The 16,396-nt window shown below is 70.3% G+C and carries 15 protein-coding genes; 8 read left to right on the top strand and 7 right to left on the bottom strand.

The annotated features are described in order from the left end of the window. The first annotated feature begins 170 nt into the window (after positions 1 to 170). The 5 genes from ACIBI4_RS16130 (at position 171) to ACIBI4_RS16110 (ending at position 5,237) form a co-directional block, all read left to right on the top strand. Positions 171 to 458, top strand: a complete 288-nt coding sequence (locus ACIBI4_RS16130; protein WP_214660934.1) for an RNA polymerase-binding protein RbpA — start codon at positions 171 to 173, stop codon at positions 456 to 458. Between the two features lie 130 nt (positions 459 to 588). Next, a complete protein-coding gene (locus tag ACIBI4_RS16125) occupies positions 589 to 1,821 on the top strand; it encodes an MFS transporter (protein ID WP_399204508.1) in 1,233 nt (410 codons plus the stop codon). A 146-nt stretch (positions 1,822 to 1,967) separates the two neighbouring features. Beyond that, the gene (gene pgi, locus ACIBI4_RS16120; protein ID WP_399204507.1) at positions 1,968 to 3,620 is read left to right on the top strand and encodes a glucose-6-phosphate isomerase; all 1,653 of its coding nucleotides are present in this window, start codon (positions 1,968 to 1,970) and stop codon (positions 3,618 to 3,620) included. Between the two features lie 121 nt (positions 3,621 to 3,741). After that, positions 3,742 to 4,227 (top strand): DUF2087 domain-containing protein, encoded by a 486-nt coding sequence (locus ACIBI4_RS16115; RefSeq protein ID WP_399204505.1) that lies wholly within the window; start codon positions 3,742 to 3,744, stop codon positions 4,225 to 4,227. Positions 4,228 to 4,352: 125 nt separating this feature from the next. Beyond that, positions 4,353 to 5,237 (top strand): hypothetical protein, encoded by an 885-nt coding sequence (locus ACIBI4_RS16110; protein WP_399204504.1) that lies wholly within the window; start codon positions 4,353 to 4,355, stop codon positions 5,235 to 5,237. A 21-nt stretch (positions 5,238 to 5,258) separates the two neighbouring features. Here ACIBI4_RS16110 and ACIBI4_RS16105 read toward each other — a convergent pair whose 3' ends face one another. Genes ACIBI4_RS16105 through tkt form a run of 6 tightly spaced genes read right to left on the bottom strand, consistent with a single transcriptional unit; the run spans position 5,259 to position 12,332 of the window. Continuing rightward, a complete protein-coding gene (locus ACIBI4_RS16105; RefSeq protein ID WP_399204503.1) occupies positions 5,259 to 5,612 on the bottom strand; it encodes a DUF1801 domain-containing protein in 354 nt (117 codons plus the stop codon). A gap of 12 nt (positions 5,613 to 5,624) precedes the next feature. Then, positions 5,625 to 6,410 (bottom strand): 6-phosphogluconolactonase, encoded by a 786-nt coding sequence (gene pgl, locus ACIBI4_RS16100; RefSeq protein WP_399204502.1) that lies wholly within the window; start codon positions 6,408 to 6,410, stop codon positions 5,625 to 5,627. After that, a complete protein-coding gene (opcA, locus tag ACIBI4_RS16095) occupies positions 6,407 to 7,552 on the bottom strand; it encodes a glucose-6-phosphate dehydrogenase assembly protein OpcA (protein WP_399204501.1) in 1,146 nt (381 codons plus the stop codon). Before opcA ends, pgl begins: the two co-directional genes overlap by 4 nt. Continuing rightward, a complete protein-coding gene (gene zwf, locus ACIBI4_RS16090; protein ID WP_399204500.1) occupies positions 7,549 to 9,078 on the bottom strand; it encodes a glucose-6-phosphate dehydrogenase in 1,530 nt (509 codons plus the stop codon). Before zwf ends, opcA begins: the two co-directional genes overlap by 4 nt. Positions 9,079 to 9,082: 4 nt before the next feature. Next, positions 9,083 to 10,201: a transaldolase gene (gene tal / locus ACIBI4_RS16085; RefSeq protein ID WP_399204499.1), complete on the bottom strand. Its 1,119-nt coding sequence runs from the start codon at positions 10,199 to 10,201 to the stop codon at positions 9,083 to 9,085. A 43-nt stretch (positions 10,202 to 10,244) separates the two neighbouring features. Next, the gene (tkt, locus tag ACIBI4_RS16080) at positions 10,245 to 12,332 is read right to left on the bottom strand and encodes a transketolase (protein WP_399204498.1); all 2,088 of its coding nucleotides are present in this window, start codon (positions 12,330 to 12,332) and stop codon (positions 10,245 to 10,247) included. Positions 12,333 to 12,668: 336 nt separating this feature from the next. Between tkt and ACIBI4_RS16075 the strand changes: the two genes are divergently transcribed. The 3 genes from ACIBI4_RS16075 to ACIBI4_RS16065 all read left to right on the top strand — a co-directional run bounded on the left by ACIBI4_RS16075 (position 12,669) and on the right by ACIBI4_RS16065 (position 15,344). Further along, the gene (locus tag ACIBI4_RS16075) at positions 12,669 to 13,619 is read left to right on the top strand and encodes a heme o synthase (RefSeq protein ID WP_399204497.1); all 951 of its coding nucleotides are present in this window, start codon (positions 12,669 to 12,671) and stop codon (positions 13,617 to 13,619) included. Positions 13,620 to 13,707: 88 nt separating this feature from the next. Next, on the top strand, positions 13,708 to 14,070 hold the full coding sequence (locus tag ACIBI4_RS16070; protein ID WP_399204495.1) for a hypothetical protein: 363 nt from the start codon (positions 13,708 to 13,710) through the stop codon (positions 14,068 to 14,070). 80 nt (positions 14,071 to 14,150) lie between these two features. Beyond that, positions 14,151 to 15,344, top strand: coding sequence for an amidohydrolase family protein (locus ACIBI4_RS16065; protein ID WP_399204494.1), 1,194 nt, complete (start codon positions 14,151 to 14,153; stop codon positions 15,342 to 15,344). Here ACIBI4_RS16065 and ACIBI4_RS16060 read toward each other — a convergent pair. Beyond that, positions 15,253 to 16,251, bottom strand: a complete 999-nt coding sequence (locus tag ACIBI4_RS16060) for a heme A synthase (protein WP_399204493.1) — start codon at positions 16,249 to 16,251, stop codon at positions 15,253 to 15,255. The genes ACIBI4_RS16065 and ACIBI4_RS16060 overlap by 92 nt on opposite strands. Positions 16,252 to 16,396: the final 145 nt, after the last annotated feature.

The raw sequence follows: 16,396 nt of genomic DNA, 5'->3' as shown, positions 1-16,396 counted from the left end.
TGGGGGTGTAACTCCAATCACTGGACGCGCGTTGGGCCTTCATAGACTGGCTCAGGCTGGTGGCACCCGCGGCGCAGCCGCCGGTGGGCAACTGCAGCACCGTTACGCAGGGAGTTACGACCGTGGCAAGTGGCAACGCGATCCGTGGAAGTCGGGTCGGGGCGGGGCCGATGGGCGAAGCCGAGCGAGGCGAGTCAGCGCCCCGCCTGCGCATCTCCTTCTGGTGCTCCAACGGACATGAGACGAAGCCCAGTTTCGCCAGCGACGCGCAGGTCCCCGACACCTGGGACTGCCCACGCTGCGGCTTCCCCGCGGGGCAGGACCGGGACAATCCGCCGGACCCGCCGCGCACCGAGCCGTACAAGACGCACCTCGCCTATGTGCGCGAGCGGCGCAGCGATGCGGACGGCGAGGCGATCCTTGCCGAGGCGCTCGCGAAACTGCGGGGCGAAATCTAGAACTCGAGGTCCGGCCGGTCTCCTTCGGAGTGCCCGGCCGGACCTGTTTTGTACCGCTTGGGGCGTGCGCCCGGGCCGATTGTCAGTGGCGGCCTCTACGGTTTCGATCCATGGAACCGAAGGGGGAGTTGTGACGGCAGTCGAGGCCATGGGCGTGCAAGTGCCCACGTGGCGGGGCGGGTTCGGACGGCTGTGGACGGCCGCGGTGCTGTCCAAGTTCGGTGACTCTCTGCGGACTGCTGCCCTGCCGCTGCTCGCCGCCTCGCTCACCGACGATCCGCTCCTGATCACGCTCGTGAGTGCGTGCGGCTATCTGCCGTGGCTGCTGTTCGGGCTGCTCGGCGGCGCGGTGGCGGACCGCGTGGACCAGCGGCGTGCGATGTGGGCCGTCGATGTCGTACGGGGCGTCCTCATGGCGGCCTTCGCCCTGGCCGTCGCTCTCGGTCACGCCTCGATCGCGCTGCTCATCGCCCTCGCCTTTCTGCTCACCACCCTCCAGACGCTCTTCGACAACGCCGCCACGGCCCTGCTGCCCTCCCTCGTGCCCGAGACCGCGCTCGGCAGCGCCAACGCGCGGCTGATGACCGGGCAGCAGATCGCGGGCGGTTTCGTGGCCGCGCCGCTGGTGCCCGTGCTGCTCGCGGGCGGGATCGCGCTGCCGTACGGGGTGGACGCGGCCACGTATGTGATCGGGGCGTTCCTGATCGCCTCCCTGCGGATACCGGCCCCCGCGCGGGCGCGCCGCCCCGCGGGCGCGACCCTGCGCGGGGACATAGCCGAGGGCGTACGGGCGCTGTGGCGGGACCGGACGCTGCGGGCCCTGTGCTGGGCGACCACGCTCAGCAACATCGGCATGGGGGCGCTGATCGCCACCCTGGTCCTGCACGTGAAGTGGTGGCTGGACGCCGGGGACGGCGGCTATGCGGCCGCCCTCACCGCGTTCTCGGCGGGCAGTGTGGCCGGCGGCCTCGTCGCCGGGCGGCTCGCGGCGCGGCTCGGACGGTTGCGGAGCGTGCTCGTCGCCGGGATCGTGCAGTTGGCCTGCCTGCTCGCAATGGGACTGGTCAGAGCCCTGTGGGCGGCGCTGGTGAGCCTGGCGGTCTTCGGCGTCATGAGCATTGTATGGAACGTCAGCCAGCGCACCCTGATGCAGGAGCGCAGCCCGCGGGAGATGCTGGGCAGGATCAGTGCCGCCTACCGCACCCTCGCGGTGGCCGGGGCACCGCTGGGCGCCCTGCTCGGCGGAGTGGTGGCCACGGCCTGGGGTCTGAACGCGCCGGTGCTGCTCGCGGCGGCGGTGTTCGTGGCCGCGGTCGGAGTGCTGCTTCCCGTCCGGACCGAGGTCACCGGCTCCGGGGAGTGATCACCGGCGTCCCCGACCCCGGGGCGTAACCCCCACGCCACCGGACAGACGTCTCAAACCGACGGCTGATCAATTAGGTTGGGGAGGCAGCGGGGCGCAGCACTTCGACGGAGTGCTCAGGACGAGAAGAAGGCTGGAAGTCCGAGATGAACGCAAGTGACCGTACGCGACTGAACCAGACGCCCGAGTGGGCCGCGCTGGCCAAGCACCGGGACCAGCTGGGCGAGACGCATCTGCGCGATCTCTTCGCGAACGACCCCGGGCGCGGCACCGGTTACACCCTGCAGGTCGGTGATCTGCACCTGGATTACTCCAAGCACCTCGTCACCGACGAGACCCTCGCGCTGCTGCGCGAACTGGCCGTGGCCACGGACGTGTCCGGGCTGCGCGACGCGATGTTCCGCGGTGACAAGATCAATACGACCGAGGACCGCGCCGTGCTGCACACGGCGCTGCGCGCCCCGCGTGACGCCGTGATCGAGGTCGACGGCGAGAACGTCGTGCCGCAGGTGCACGCCGTCCTCGACAAGATGAGCGCGTTCTCCGAGAAGGTCCGCTCCGGCGCGTGGACCGGCCACACCGGCCGCCGCATCAGGAACATCGTCAACATCGGCATCGGCGGCTCCGACCTCGGCCCCGCGATGGCGTACGAGGTGCTGCGCTCCTTCACCCAGCGCGACCTCACGGTCCGCTTCGTCTCCAACGTGGACGGCGCCGATCTGCACGAGGCCGTACGGGACTTGGACCCGGCCGAGACGCTCTTCATCATCGCCTCGAAGACCTTCACCACCATCGAGACGATCACCAACGCCACCTCGGCGCGCGACTGGCTGCTCACCGGGCTGCAGGCCGGCCAGGAGGCCGTTGCCAAGCACTTCGTGGCCCTGTCGACGAACGCCGAGAAGGTCGCCGAATTCGGCATCGACACGGCGAACATGTTCGAGTTCTGGGACTGGGTCGGCGGGCGCTACTCGTACGACTCGGCGATCGGTCTCTCGCTGATGATCGCGATCGGCCCGGAGAACTTCCGCGCGATGCTCGACGGCTTCCACCTCGTCGACGAGCACTTCCGCACCGCGCCCGCCGAGGCCAACGCACCGCTGCTGCTCGGCCTGCTGGGGGTCTGGTACGGGGCGTTCTTCGACGCGCAGTCGCATGCGGTGCTGCCGTACTCGCACTACCTGTCCAAGTTCACCGCGTACCTCCAGCAGCTGGACATGGAGTCCAACGGCAAGTCCGTGGACCGCGACGGCAACCCCGTCGACTGGCAGACCGGCCCGGTCGTCTGGGGCACGCCCGGCACCAACGGGCAGCACGCGTACTACCAGTTGATCCACCAGGGCACGAAGGTCATCCCGGCCGACTTCATCGGCTTCGCCAAGCCGGTCGACGATCTGCTGCCGGGCCTTGTCGCCCAGCACGACCTCCTGATGGCCAACTTCTTCGCCCAGACCCAGGCGCTGGCGTTCGGCAAGACGCCCGACGAGGTGCGGGCCGAAGGGGTGCCGCAGGAGCTGGTCGCGCACAAGACGTTCAAGGGCAACCACCCGACGACCACGATCCTGGCCTCCGAGCTCACCCCGTCCGTGCTCGGCCAGCTGATCGCCCTCTACGAGCACAAGGTGTTCGTGCAGGGCGCGGTCTGGAACATCGACTCCTTCGACCAGTGGGGCGTCGAGCTCGGCAAGGTGCTCGCCAAGCGGGTCGAGCCCGCCCTGACCGAAGGCGCCGCGGTGCCCGGTCTGGACGCCTCGTCGCAGGCCCTGGTCGCCAAGTACCGCGAGCTGCGCGGGCGCTGACCGAGGGCCCGGTCCGCCGGGCCGATCGCGCCGCCGCCGCGTGCCCGGTTTAATCGGGTGCGCGGCGGCGCGCCGCCGGGTGAGACTGCTGCGGTCCTCTGCCTCACCAGGAAGGCCCGCCATGAGCCGGCAGCTGCTGTCCGCCCTCGCCGATCCCGACCGTCTGAAGCTGTACGCGAGCATCGTCCGCTTCGGGGACGCGGCCGAGGCCGCCGCGGGGAAACACGGGCAGAAGCAGCTCGCCCGGCTGATCAAGGCCGGGCTGATCGAGCCGCTGCCCGACGGGTCGTACAAGGCGGACGCCGCCGTCTTCCAGGAGGCCCTCGCGGCCGAGACGCAGGGCGAGGACCAGGGCATCCCCAAGGAGCTGCGCCCCTTCTTCGTGGAGGGACGGCTCCGCTCCATGCCCATGCGGCCCGCCGTGCGGCATGAGCTGCTCGCGTACCTGGTGCGGACTCTCTTCGAGGAGGCGCATCCGTACACCGAGCCCGAGGTGAACCAGCGCTTCGCCACCGTGCACGACGACATCGCGATGCTGCGCCGGTACTGCGTCGAGGGCGGGCTGTTGCAGCGTACGAAGGACGGCGCGAGCTATCAGGCGGCCTGAAGCCTGAGCGCGTGCGGGCCGGCAAGCGCGTCTCCTGGATCCGGAGTCCACCCTTCCCCGTGGACCGCTAAGATCGCGGACCTGTGATCTGTGATCTTCAGGGAACGACGCTCGGGGGAGTGAGCATGGTGCGACGGCGGTACGGGTATCGGCGCAGCGCGGCGGAGACGTCGCGTTGGTGGCCCAGAGGTGCGGCCTACGCCCTCTTCCATCCGTCCTGGATCCCGGACTCGATCGATCCGCTCGCCGACCGGCTGAAGCGCTACCGGATCATCGCCGGAATGATCGCGACGGTCGGCGTGTACATGTTCGTGGTGCGCGGCTTCGATTTCGAGCAGGTCATGGAGAACGTGCTCATCGCCGGCCTCGTCCTCCTGGTCATCACCCCGGTCACGGTCGGTGCGATGCTGCTCGTGTGGCGCCGCAGCGGACCGGTGGGTGCCTTGAGGTCCCCGCTCCTGGGCTCACTGCGCGTGTTGCTCTCCTTCGTCGCCGCGCTGGTCGTGATTCTCGGCGTGCTGTCGCTGGCCGCTGCGTACAGCAACCGCAACGGTGGCGGTGGCCTGGCGTTCTCGTTCTTCATGGCGTTCGGCGGCATCTGGTCGCTGATCTTCCTCGCCCAGGCGGCCATCCAGGTCAACGGCAACTTCTTCGGTACGGCGGCCATCCACCGCTGTCTGCCGCCGCTGCTCGCCACGGTCACCAGCTGGCTGATGGCCCTGCCTGATCTGCTCACCGGCGACCTGCACGGTCTCGGTCTCGCGGCGGGCGTCCTGTTCATCCTGGGCGCGCCCCTGACGGTGACGGGGATCGCCTGGTTCGAGATGAGCCGCCTGCGCCGCCACCACGGCATCCGGCTGCGCGCCCACCCGCATGTACGGACCCAGCCGACGGTCCCGCCGGCGCGCCCGCCGTACGGGCCGGGACAGGGTGCTCCGTACGGTCCGCCTCCGGGGAATCCCTATGGGGTCAACGCCGGGCCCAACGCCCGTAATCCGTACGGAAGTTGATGCGGCGCGGCCGGAGGGGGCTCAACCCCGCCGCGCCACGGCCTCACCCATCACCGCACGCAACGCCGGACGGTCCACGTCCGCAGCGGCGTGCAGCTTCACATGACGGTGGACCCTGCCCTTACCCTGGAGGAGTCCCTCCGGGTCCGGCAGCGCCGCGCCGTTCGCCAGGCCCAGGGTCACCCACGCGGTGTGCGGGGAGACCACGAAGACCAGGCCCTTGTAGCCGCTGCCCGCGCCGAAGCCGATGTCGCCGCCGTCCACGGTGACCACCGCGTCCGGATACAGCTCCAGGATCAGCCCGACCACCCGCCAGGCGGTCTCCGCGACCGCGGGGGACTGCCTGGCGAGCAGCGACTGGACGTCGGGGTTCATCCGGGCGTCACGTCACGCCAGCGACGGCGGGTAGAGCTCGCGTGGCAGCTGGGAGGCCGCCGCCGCGTCGAGCAGCCACAGGGTGCGCGCCCGCCCGTAGGCACCGGCGGCCGGCGCCTGGATCTCGCCCGCGCCGGACAGTGCGATGGCCGCGGCCTTCGCCTTGTCCTCGCCCGCCGCGAGCAGCCAGACCTCGCGGGCCGAGCGGATCGCGGGAAGCGTCAGCGAGATCCGGGTGGGCGGCGGCTTCGGAGCGCCGTGCACCCCGATCACCATCCGCTCGGTCTCGCGCACGCCCGGGTGCTCCGGGAAGAGCGAGGCCACATGCGTGTCCGGTCCGACGCCGAGCAGCAGCACGTCGAAGGACGGGACCTCGGAGTGGTTCTCGGGCCGGGTGGCGGCGGCCAGTTCGGCGGCGTAGGCCTCGGCGGCCGTGTCCGCGTCGTCGCCGTACTCTCCGTCCGACGCGGGCATCGCGTGCACCCGCGCCGGGTCGAGCGGCACCGCGTCGAGCAGGGCCTCACGGGCCTGCGTGACATTACGGTCCGGGTCGCCCTCGGGGAGGAACCTTTCGTCGCCCCACCACAGATCGAGCCGCGACCAGTCGATCGCGTCCCGTGCGGGTGAGGCGGCGAGCGCGGCCAGCAGACCGTTGCCGTTGCGTCCGCCCGTGAGGACCACGGACGCGGCGCCGCGGGCGGCCTGCGCGTCCACGATCTTCGTGAGCAGCCGGGCCGCGGCGGCCTGCGCCATCAGGTCCTTGTCCCGGTGGACGACCAGCTGCGGGGAGACGGTCACTTCGCCTTCGCCCCCGAGGCCTTCCGGGGCTCCTGCGGCAGCGGAGGCTGCGGCTTGGGCGCCGCCTCGTCCGAGGCCGCCTGCTGCGCGGAGTCCGCCTGCTGCCTCGGACGCGAGGAGCCCTCCGCACCGGACGGAGCGGAGCCGTTCGAAGTGGTCGAAGGCGAACCGGAGGCCGAGTCGGCCAAAGCCGATCCGGTTCCGCCCGCGGGCACGACCGCCCCGAGCCGCTCCACACCGAACCTCAGCGCCGAGGCGTAGGTGTCGTCCGGGTCGAGGCGCCGCAGCTCCTCCGCGATCAGCTCGGCCGTCTCGCGGCGCTTCAGCGCCACGGCACGGTCGGGCTGGCCCTGCATGGACAGCGTCGCGAGCGAACCGTCGGCGCGGTCGAGCGTGATCGGACCGCAGTCCGTGCTCATCCGTACCGCCGTGAGCCCGGGTCCCGCCGACAGCGAGCGCCGCACGGGCACCTGCAGCCGGTCCGCGAGCCACATCGCGAGCAGTTCGCAGCTCGGGTTGAACTCCTCGCCCTCGACCTCGACCTCGTTCACCTTGCAGGTGACCTGGTCGAGCGCGGCGGCCAGCATCGAGCGCCACGGCGTGATGCGGGTCCACGACAGATCCGTGTCGCCGGGGGTGTACGTCTCGGCGCGCGCGGTCAGTTCGTGGATCGGCTGCTCCGCCGCGTACGTGTCGGTGACACGACGCTGGGCCAGCGCACCGAGCGGGTCGGTGGCGGGCGACAGCGGTGCGTTGACCGGCCACCAGACGACCACGGGGGCGTCCGGGAGCAGCAGCGGGAGCACCACGGACTGGGCGTGGTTGATGATCTCGCCGTGCAGCCGGAGCACCACCGTCTCGCCCGTGCCCGCGTCCGCACCGACCCGTACCTCCGCGTCGAGGCGGGAGGTGGTGCGGTCGCGCGGGGTGCGCGAGACGCGCTTGATGACGACGAGCGTGCGCGAGGGGTGCTCGCGCGACGCGTCGCTCGCGGCCTTCAGCGCGTCGTAGGCGTTCTCCTCGTCGGTGACGATGACGAGGGTGAGGACCATGCCGACGGCCGGCGTGCCGATCGCGCGGCGGCCCTGCACGAGCGCCTTGTTGATCTTGCTGGAGGTGGTGTCCGTGAGGTCGATCTTCATGGCCGACGCCAGCTCCGTCCGTCTCGTTCGAGCATTTCGTCCGCCTCGGCGGGACCCCAGGTGCCCGCCTGGTACTCGGCGGCCTTGCCGTTGGTGTCCCAGAACTGCTCGACCGGGTCGAGGATCTTCCAGGACAGCTCGACCTCCTCCGTACGCGGGAAGAGGTTGGAGTCGCCGAGCAGGACGTCGAGGATGAGGCGCTCGTACGCCTCGGGGCTCGACTCGGTGAAGGACTCGCCGTACGCGAAGTCCATGGACACGTCCCGTACTTCCATCGACGTGCCCGGCACCTTGGATCCGAAGCGCACGGTCACGCCCTCGTCCGGCTGGACGCGGATGACCAGGGCGTTACGGCCCAGCTCCTCGGTCGCCGTGTGGTCGAACGGGGAGTGCGGCGCCCGCTGGAAGACCACCGCGATCTCGGTGACGCGGCGGCCGAGCCGCTTGCCGGTGCGCAGATAGAACGGCACACCCGCCCAGCGCCGGTTGTCGATCTGCAGCTTCACCGCGGCGTAGGTGTCGGTCTTCGAGGCGGGGTTGATCCCGTCCTCCTGCAGATACCCGATGACCTTCTCGCCGCCCTGCCACCCGGCCGTGTACTGGCCGCGGACAGTGCCGGTCGCGAGGTCCTCGGGCAGCTTCACCGCGCCGAGCACCTTGGTCTTCTCCGCCGCGAGCGCGTCCGCGTCGAAGGAGGCGGGCTCCTCCATCGCGGTCAGCGCGAGCAGCTGCAGCAGGTGGTTCTGGATGACGTCGCGGGCGGCGCCGATGCCGTCGTAGTAGCCGGCGCGGCCGCCGATGCCGATGTCCTCGGCCATCGTGATCTGCACGTGGTCGACGTACGACCGGTTCCAGAGCGGCTCGAAGAGCGTGTTGGCGAAGCGGAGCGCCAGGATGTTCTGGACGGTCTCCTTGCCGAGGTAGTGGTCGATCCGGAAGACCTGGTCCGGCTTGAACACCTCGTGCACGATCGAGTTGAGCTCCTTGGCGGAGGCCAGATCGTGCCCGAAGGGCTTCTCGATGACGGCACGCCGCCACGAGTCGCCCGCCTGGTCCGCGAGCCCGTGCTTCTTGAGCTGCTGGACGACCTTGGGGAAGAACTTCGGCGGTACGGACAGATAGAACGCGAAGTTCCCGCCCGTGCCCTGCTTCTTGTCCAAGTCCTCGATGGTCGCCTTCAGCGTCTCGAAGGCGTCGTCGTCGTCGAAGTCGCCCTGGACGAAGCGCATCCCCTGGATGAGCTGCTGCCAGACCTCCTCGCGGAACGGGGTCCGCGAGTGCTGCTTGACGGCGTCGTGCACCTCCTGCGCGAAGTCCTCGTCCTGCCATTCGCGCCGGGCGAAGCCGACGAGCGAGAAGCCCGGCGGCAGCAGACCGCGGTTGGCCAGGTCATAGACGGCGGGCATCAGCTTTTTGCGCGACAAATCGCCCGTGACGCCGAAGATCACCAGGCCCGACGGCCCCGCGATACGCGGGAGCCGTCGGTCCGCTGCGTCACGGAGCGGATTCGCTCCGAGTGCGGTCAAGGTGTCAGCCCTCCGAAGGGGCGAGCTTGGCGAGCTCCGCCTCGGTCGACTTGAGTAGATCGTTCCAGGACGCCTCGAACTTCTCGACGCCCTCGTCCTCCAGGAGCTGGACGACGTCGTCGTACGAGATCCCGAGCTTCTCGACGGCGTCGAGCTCGGCGCGGGCCTGCTCGTAGGTGCCGGCGATGGTGTTGCCGACGATCTCGCCGTGGTCGGCGGTCGCGTCGAGCGTGGCCTCCGGCATGGTGTTCACCGTGCCGGGCGCGACGAGGTCGTCCACGTACAGCGTGTCCTTGTACGCGGGGTCCTTGACGCCGGTCGAGGCCCACAGCGGGCGCTGCTTGTTGGCGCCGGCCTTCTCCAGGGCGCCCCAGCGGTCCGTGCCGAAGACCTCTTCGTACGCCTGGTACGCGAGCCGCGCGTTGGCGAGCGCGGCCTTGCCCTTGAGGGCGGCGGCCTCGTCGGTGCCGAGCGCGTCGAGGCGCTTGTCGATCTCGCTGTCCACGCGGGACACGAAGAACGAGGCCACCGAGTGGATCTTCGAGAGGTCGAGGCCCTTGGCCTTGGCCTGCTCCAGACCCGTCAGGTAGGCCTCCATGACCTCGCGGTAGCGCTCGAGCGAGAAGATCAGCGTGACGTTGACGCTGATGCCCTTGCCGATCGTCTCCGCGATGGCCGGCAGACCCGCCTTCGTGGCCGGGATCTTGATGAGCGTGTTCGGCCGGTCGACCAGCCACGCCAGCTGCTTGGCCTCGGCGACCGTGGCCGCCGTGTTGTGCGCCAGGCGCGGGTCGACCTCGATCGAGACCCGGCCGTCCTGGCCGTCGGTCGCGTCGAAGACCGGGCGCAGGATGTCGGCGGCGTCCCGCACATCCGCGGTGGTGATCATGCGGATGGCCTCGTCGACGGTGACCTTGCGGGCGGCGAGGTCGGCGAGCTGCTGCTCGTACCCGTCACCGGAAGAGATCGCCTTCTGGAAGATCGACGGGTTGGTCGTGACGCCCACGACATGGCTCTGGTCGATGAGTTCGGCCAGGTTGCCGGACGTGATGCGCTTGCGCGACAGGTCGTCCAGCCAGATCGCGACGCCCTCTTCGGAGAGGCGCTTGAGTGCGTCTGTCATGGAAATTGCATCTCCTACGTGTCGTATGAAGCGTCTATGGGCGTCAGCGCTGAACGGCTGCGAGAGATTCCTTGGCGGCGGCGGTGACCGCGTCGGCGGTCAGACCGAACTCCTCGAAGAGCACCTTGCCGTCGGCCGAGGCACCGAAGTGCTCGAGCGAGACGATGCGGCCGGCGTCCCCGACGAAGCGGTGCCAGGTGAGACCGATGCCGGCCTCGACCGCGACCCGGGCCTTCACGGACGGCGGCAGCACGCTGTCGCGGTACGCCTGGTCCTGGGCCTCGAACCACTCGACGCACGGCATCGAGACGACGCGCGTGGCCACACCCTCGGCCTCCAGGGCCTCGCGCGCGCCGACGGCGAGCTGGACCTCGGAACCGGTGGCGATGAGCACGACGTCCGGGGTCTCCTTGGAAGCCTCGAACAGGACGTAACCGCCCTTGGCGGCATCCTCGTTGCGCTCGTACGTCGGCACACCCTGACGGGTCAGGGCCAGACCGTGCGGGGCGCTGACCGGGTACTCGCGCTTGCCGCGGCGCAGGATCTCGCGCCAGGCGATCGCGGTCTCGTTGGCGTCCGCGGGGCGTACGACATTGAGGCCGGGGATGGCGCGAAGGGCAGCCAGGTGCTCGACCGGCTGGTGCGTCGGGCCGTCCTCGCCGAGACCGATGGAGTCATGCGTCCACACGTACGTGACGGGCAGGTGCATCAGGGCCGACAGGCGCACCGCATTGCGCATGTAGTCCGAGAACACCAGGAAGGTGCCGCCGTAGATACGGGTGTGGCCGTGCAGCGCGATGCCGTTCATGGCCGCGGCCATCGCGTGCTCGCGGATGCCGAAGTGGATCGTGCGGCCGTACGGGTCGGCCTCCGGCAGCGGGTTGCCCGCGGGCAGGAAGGAACTCGTCTTGTCGATCGTGGTGTTGTTGGAGCCCGCGAGGTCGGCCGAACCGCCCCACAGCTCTGGGATCACCGCGCCGAGCGCCTGCAGGATCTTGCCGGAGGCGGCACGCGTGGCGACACCCTTGCCGGTCTCGAACTCGGGGAGCTTCGCCTCCCAGCCGGCCGGCAGCTCGCCCGCGTTGATCCGGTCGAACTCGGCGGCGCGCTGCGGGTTGGCGGTGCGCCACGCGTCGAGGGTCTTCGCCCACTCGGCCTTGGCCTGGGCGCCGCGCTCAAGTGCCTTGCGGGTGTGGCCGATGACCTCGTCGGCCACCTCGAAGCTCTGCTTCGGGTCGAAGCCGAGGACGCGCTTGGTGGCGGCCACCTCGTCGTCGCCGAGCGCCGAGCCGTGCGCGGCCTCGGTGTTCTGCGCGTTGGGCGCGGGCCAGGCGATGATCGAGCGCATCGCGATGAACGACGGCTTGTCGGTCACCGCCTTCGCGGCCTCGATCGCGTGGAACAGCGCCTCGGGGTCCAGGTCGCCGTCGGCCTTCGGCTCGACGCGCTGGACGTGCCAGCCGTACGCCTCGTAGCGCTTGACGGTGTCCTCGGAGATCGCGGTCTCCGTGTCACCCTCGATGGAGATGTGGTTGTCGTCCCACAGCAGCACCAGATTGCCGAGCTTCTGGTGGCCCGCGAGCGAGGAGGCCTCGGCGGAGATGCCCTCCTGGAGGCAGCCGTCACCGGCGATGGCGTAGACGAAGTGGTCGAACGGCGACTCGCCGGCCGGCGCCTCGGGGTCGAACAGACCGCGCTCGTAGCGGGCGGCCATCGCCATGCCCACGGCGTTGGCGACACCCTGGCCCAGCGGACCCGTGGTGGTCTCGACGCCGGCGGTGTGGCCGTACTCCGGGTGGCCGGGGGTCTTCGAGCCCCAGGTGCGGAAGGCCTTCAGGTCGTCGAGCTCCAGGCCGAAGCCGGCCAGGTAGAGCTGGACGTACAGGGTCAGCGACGAGTGACCCGCGGAGAGCACGAAGCGGTCGCGCCCCACCCACTCGGGGTCGGCCGGGTCATGCCGCATCACCTTCTGGAAGAGGGTGTACGCGGCGGGGGACAGACTCATGGCCGTACCGGGATGGCCGTTGCCGACCTTCTGTACGGCATCCGCGGCCAGGACACGTCCCGTGTCAACGGCACGCTGATCAAGGTCGGTCCACTCGAGGTCTGTGGTGGTCGGCTTGGTGCTCACCCTGGGTCAGGGCTCCTCTCCACATGCTCCACATGTCGAATCCGGCGGCGTGCGCGCGGCCGGGTACGGAGCCCGGCGTGCTGCCCGCCAGGCCCCGCGGTCGAGCCTACAGGCGTTAAGCCGTGCATCTTTTCGACTTATTCCAGGGTGCGGGGGACCGGCGGGATCCGCCTCCGGAAGGCCGCCGGACCGCCGAATGCGCCCGTGGGCCAACACGACCCACCCCCGCGAAGGCCGAGGTATGGCCAACCTCTACAGTGGCCTGGTACGCGCGAGCCTTTACCGGGTGTTCACATCGACGGATGCCCAGGTGCTCGCTGGGAGTCTCTGTCAGGGGTGTGCGTGACGGCCGTCGAATCCCGTCCTGCGGGAGCACTGGACGCATCCGGTGCGAACCACCGGCCGTTCAAGGCCCGCGTCATGGCGTTCATTGCGCTGACGAAGCCGCGGATCATCGAGCTGCTGCTCATCACGACCGTGCCGGTGATGTTCCTCGCCGAGCAGGGTGTGCCGGATCTGTCGCTGGTCCTCGTGACCTGCCTCGGCGGCTATCTGTCGGCGGGCGGGGCCAACGCCCTGAACATGTGGTACGACCGCGACATCGACGCGCTCATGGAGCGCACGTCGCAGCGTCCGCTGGTCACCGGCATGGTGAGCCCGAACGAGTGCCTCGCCTTCGGTATCGCCCTCGCCATCGGCTCCACACTGCTCTTCGGCTTCGCGGTCAACTGGCTCTCGGCCTGGCTGGCGCTCGGCGCCCTCGTCTTCTACTCGGTCGTCTACACGATGATCCTGAAGCGGCGGACCTCGCAGAACATCGTCTGGGGCGGCATCGCGGGCTGTATGCCCGTCCTCATCGGCTGGTCCTCGGTCACGAACTCGCTGTCGTACGCGCCGGTCATCCTCTTCCTCGTCATGTTCTTCTGGACGCCGCCGCACTACTGGCCGCTGTCCATGAAGGTCAAGGACGACTACGCCCGCGCGGGCGTGCCCATGCTCCCGGTGCTCGTCTCCAACAAGGTCGTCGCCCGGCAGATCGTCCTCTACAGCTGGGTGATGGTCGGCGCCTCGCTGCTCCTGACCCCCCTCGGCTACACCGGCTGGTTCTACACGCTGGTCGCGCTGCTCGCGGGCGGACTGTGGCTGTGGGAGGCGCACGCCCTGCAGAACCGGGCGAAGGCCGAGGTCACCGGCGCGAAGCTCAAGGAGATGCGCCTCTTCCACTGGTCGATCACGTATGTGTCGCTGCTGTTCATCGCGGTGGCCGTGGACCCCTTCCTGCGCTGACGCTTTTTTCCGGGACGCCCGGGCACGTGGTCCAGGCCACGTGGCCCGGGCGTCGCGCGTTGAACTACCCGTCGGTAGCATCCTGTTCATGGCAGAGACCAAGACGGAGACGGCGGGTACGGACGCGGCGGTCCGGAACACCAAGGAAGAGCGCACCGCGGCCAAGCTGGCCAAGCGGATCGGCGCCTTCGCCAAGCAGCATGGCGGGGCCGAGGCGCAGCTCGCCCACGTGGGCGAGCGCGGCACGCGGATCGTGCTCGTCGGACAGGACGGCGCATGGGGCGACGCGTTCGCCACGAGCCACGACGTGGCCCTGAGCGCGGTGGAGAAGGCCGGGGTCACCGTGCACGAGGACTTCGACGGTGAGTTCGCGCTGCGCGTGAGGACGGGCGCGTACGAATGGAAGCGGATGGCCGGAATCCAGGTCGGCGGCCCGCAGAACAAGGCCTGAGAACAGGCTTTGGCAACACCTGGGGCGGGGCTCCCGCGTTAGGACCGTAGGAAGGCAACGGTCCAGCACAGGGAGCCCCGATGATCGACACCCCGTCCCTGGTGGACCAGTACTGCCACGGCGTGCTGCGCACCGAGCTCGGGCTCGGCACGTTCGAGGCGCACCTCGGCCGGGGGGAGGGCCCGCCCGCCCCCGGCACGACCTTCTTCGACACCCAGACCGGCTTCGCCGTCCGCCGCTGGTGTCCGCCTCTTCTCGACCTCGAACCGCACTGCCCCGCACCCCACTATCTGGCGCGGCGCCGCGAGCTCGGTGTGGTGGAGGCCGGACGGCGGCTGCTGCGGGGCAGCGGCATCACCACCTATCTGGTGGACACCGGGCTCCCTGACGATCTGACGGGACCGGCCGAGCTGGCGGCCTGCGGCGGCGCGTCGGCGCACGAGATCGTCCGGCTGGAACTGCTCGCCGAGCAGGTGGCGGACACCTCGGGGACCGTGGAGTCCTTCCTCGCCAACCTCGCGGAGTCCGTGCACGGAGCGGCGGCCGGTGCCGTCGCGTTCACCTCGGTCGCCGGCGTACGCCACGGACTCGCCCTCGCCCCCGAACCGCCGGACGCCGGCGAGGTGCGCGGGGCCGCCGGGCGGTGGCTGGCCGGGCGTCAGGTGGGCGGCAGGCTCAAGGATCCGGTGCTGTTACGCCACCTGCTGTGGATCGCGGTGGCCAGCGGGCTGCCGCTCCAACTGCACACCGGGGCGGGCGATCCGAGCACCTATGTGACGCGCTTCGCGCGGGCGACGGCGGGCCTCGGCACCGACCTGGTGCTTCTGCACGGCTACCCGCACCACCGCCAGGCCGCGCACCTCGCCGGCGTCTTCCCGCACGTCTACGCGGACCTCGGCCCGGCGCTGGGTCGCTCGGGCGCCCGCGGCGTGGCCGTGCTCGCGGAACTCCTGGAGCTGGCCCCGTTCGGGAAGCTGCTGTTCTCCAGCGCGGCCCGCGGTCTGCCCGAACTCCATGTGGTCGCCGCGCGCGCCTTCCGCGAGGCACTCGCGCGGGTGCTCGGGGGCTGGGTCGCGGACGGCGCGTGGGCGCGGACGGACGCGGAGCGGGTCGCGGGGATGATCGCGGCGGGGAACGCGGAGCGGGTCTACGGGGTCCGCGCGCGGGAGGCGGCCGCGGCGGTCAGCGTGCCGCGGGTACCGGGGCGTCCTGCTGCGCCGGGAGGTCGAGTGCCGGAGCAGGGCGTTCGCGCAGGGAGAGCAGGACGCGGATGATGGCGATCCAGACAAGGCACGAGCCGAGCATGTGGGCGGCGACCAGGACCTCGGGGAGGTCCGTGAAGTACTGGACGTAGCCGATGGCGCCCTGGCCGAGCAGGACCAGGAACAGGTCGCGGGTGCGGCGCAGCGGTCCCGGCGGGGCGTCGACCGCCTTGAGGACGAACCACAGGGCGAAGGTCAGCGAGACCACGACCCAGGCCAGGACGGCGTGCAGCTTGGAGACGTCCTCCCAGTTCAGCGGGATGCGGTGCACCTCGCTGGAGTCGCCCGCGTGCGGTCCCGCGCCCGTGACCACCGTGCCGACGGCGATGAGCAGCCCGGCCGCGACGGTCAGGAACCACACGAGCTGGCGTACCGCCTTGCCCACCAGGGGGCGGGGTGCCGCGTCGCCCTCGCGGGCGCGCTGCCACATCACCGTGGCGACCGAGATCAAGGTCGTGGAGAGCAGGAAGTGGGCGGCCACGGTGTACGGGTTGAGGCCGACGAGCACCACGATGCCGCCGAGCACCGCATTGCTCATGACCAGCCAGAACTGCAGCCAGCCGAGCCGGGTCAGGCTGCGGCGGTGCGGCTTGGTGGAGCGGGCCGCGATGATCGCCCAGCCGACCGCCGCGCACAGGACGTACGCGAGCAGGCGGTTGCCGAACTCGATGACGCCGTGGAAGCCCATCTCGGCGGTCGCGGTGAGCGAGTCGTCGGTGCATTTGGGCCAGGTCGGGCAGCCGAGACCCGAGCCGGTCAGCCGGACGGCGCCGCCCGTCACGACGATCACGACGTTCATCACGAGCGACGCGATGACCGCGCGCTGAAGCATCCGCTGCGAAGGGGTCCAGCGCTCGGCGATGAAGGCGAGCGGGTTGCGCACGAATCCTGCGACGCCGCCTCGGTTCTCGTTTGGCACGGGGCCATCGTAGGGGGCGGCCTTGTGCGAGTTTTCACGAGGGTGCCATGTCGCGCCCGGTAGATGTCAGTTGAGTCCCTTTTGTCTACGTGCATGAGTGACGCAGGTCTTGACGGCTCGGTGGCCGAGCATCCTAAAGTGCTAG

This window comes from Streptomyces sp. NPDC050418 (genome assembly GCF_044458745.1).
Lineage (GTDB): Bacteria > Actinomycetota > Actinomycetes > Streptomycetales > Streptomycetaceae > Streptomyces.
Note: the sequence above shows the minus strand (reverse complement) of the source record. Positions and strands in the feature narration are given on the sequence as shown.